Genomic DNA, 1,975 nt, shown 5'->3' with positions numbered 1-1,975 from the left:
TTACAGATCCCAAAGGCACTCTGATCGAGGAGTGCGGGAAGATGTTAGCAAAGGGACCGCCGAAGAGGGATAAAGATGGAAATGTCATCAAAGATAAATCCAGGAAAGTGGTATATGAGCCTTATGTGATTAAGGTTTTGAATACGATCAATTTTTCTAAATCCCTTCATTACAATCCATTTGCTTATATACGGTCTGAAAAAGATATCCTGAAGCTGGTGACAACAATCATTGTAAATACCAAAGGCGAAGGGGAAAAAGCTTCCGAAGATTTTTGGGTGAAAGCAGAGAAATTGCTGTATACAGCACTGATTGCTTTTATCTGGTATGAAGGTGATGAAGAGGAAAAGAATCTGAATACTCTTCTGGATCTTTTGAATGAAAGCGAAACCCGTGAAGAGGATGAAACTTACCAGAATCCAGTGGATATGATGTTCCAGGAACTGGAAGAAAGAGATCCGCAGCACTTTGCGGTCAGACAGTATAAAAAATACAAAATGGCCGCCGGCAAAACGGCGAAGTCGATTTTGATTTCCTGTGGTGCCAGACTTGCCCCATTTGATATCGCAGAGCTTCGTGAGATCATGTCTTACGATGAAATGGAGCTGGATAAGATCGGAGACAGGAAAACAGCCTTGTTTCTGATTATGTCCGATACGGATACCACATTCAACTTTGTGATTGCGATGTTGCAGTCACAGCTTTTCAATCTGCTTTGCGATAAGGCAGATGATGAATATGGTGGAAGACTTCCGGTGCATGTGCGTGTCATCGCTGATGAGTTTGCCAACATCGGACAAATTCCTCAGTTTGACAAGCTGATCGCAACTATCCGAAGCAGGGAAATCTCTGCTTCTATTATTTTGCAGTCACAGAGTCAGTTAAAGGCAATGTATAAGGATAGTGCAGATACCATTCTGGGCAACTGTGATACGACTTTATTCCTTGGTGGGAAAGAGAAGACCACATTAAAGGAAATGAGTGAGCTTCTGGGTAAGGAAACCATTGACCTGTATAACACTTCGGAGACGAGGAGTAATCAGAAGTCTTTTGGATTGAATTACCAGAAAACAGGCAAACAGCTGATGACAGAAGATGAGATTGCAGTCATGGATGGAGGAAAATGTATCCTGCAGATCCGTGGTGCCAGACCATTTTTCTCGGACAAATATGATATCACGAAACACAAAAACTATCGGCTTCTTGCAGATGAAAACGAGAAGAACCGATACAAAGTTGAGAAAGAGTTAAATCCGCAGTACACACCGAAATCTGAAGAAGAGGTGGAAGTAATTCATGTAGAACTGTCGGAGTAACCTTGGGAATGAACGAAAAATAATGAGGAAAGGAATAACTGACATTAGGTGCGCCGGCTTTTTAGTCGGTGTTTTTTCATTCCCGTAAACACCTGAAAAAAGTCAGTTTTGGTGAATGTATATGGCGTTTTTTAGCAGTGCAATTACAACTTTAAAAACTCTTGTAGTCGCAATCGGTGCAGGTCTTGGCGTGTGGGGTGTCGTAAACCTTCTGGAAGGATATGGGAATGACAATCCCGGCGCTAAGAGCCAGGGCATCAAACAGCTGATGGCTGGTGCCGGAATCATGCTGCTGGGAACTACCCTGATTCCACAGCTGGCAACATTGTTCTCTTAAGAGGAGTGGTAGATGAACACCATCATTGAGAGAATTACGGAAGCGATAAAGGATATCCTGATCGGGCTTATTAAGTCAAGTTTGGATAACATGTTCACGTCTGTCAATGAGCAGGTGGGAACCATAGCCGGGCAGGTGGGACAGACACCGCAGGGATGGAATGCAGGGATTTTTAATCTGATTCAGAATTTATCCCAAACAGTGATTGTCCCCATTGCGGGACTGATCATCACCTTTGTCCTTTGCTATGAATTGATCACGATGGTAACACAGAAAAATAATTTCCATGAATTTGAGACTTACAATATTTTCCTCTGGATCT

At 42.7% G+C, this 1,975-nt stretch carries 3 protein-coding genes; all 3 read left to right on the top strand.

The genetic code is table 11. The features are described from left to right. Nucleotides 1-1,316: VirD4-like conjugal transfer protein, CD1115 family (locus ACZMB2_RS14075; protein WP_487597176.1), on the top strand; the 1,316-nt coding region annotated here is incomplete at its 5' end. Nucleotides 1,317-1,437: 121 nt separating this feature from the next. Continuing rightward, on the top strand, nt 1,438-1,653 hold the full coding sequence (locus tag ACZMB2_RS14070) for a Maff2 family mobile element protein (RefSeq protein ID WP_017144663.1): 216 nt from the start codon (nt 1,438-1,440) through the stop codon (nt 1,651-1,653). 12 nt (nt 1,654-1,665) lie between these two features. Then, the coding region (locus tag ACZMB2_RS14065) for a VirB6/TrbL-like conjugal transfer protein, CD1112 family (RefSeq protein WP_487597175.1) at nt 1,666-1,975 on the top strand (310 nt) is incomplete at its 3' end.

It is taken from the genome of Hominiventricola sp., assembly GCF_057604405.1.
The sequence above is the reverse complement of the archived record's forward strand: the minus strand, read 5'-3'. Positions and strand labels throughout refer to the sequence as shown.

What these genes read in the sequence shown, in the direction of transcription:
- ACZMB2_RS14070 (WP_017144663.1), top strand. Translation starts at nt 1,438, where the DNA reads ATGGCGTTTTTTAGCAGTGCAATTACAACTTTAAAAACTCTTGTAGTC.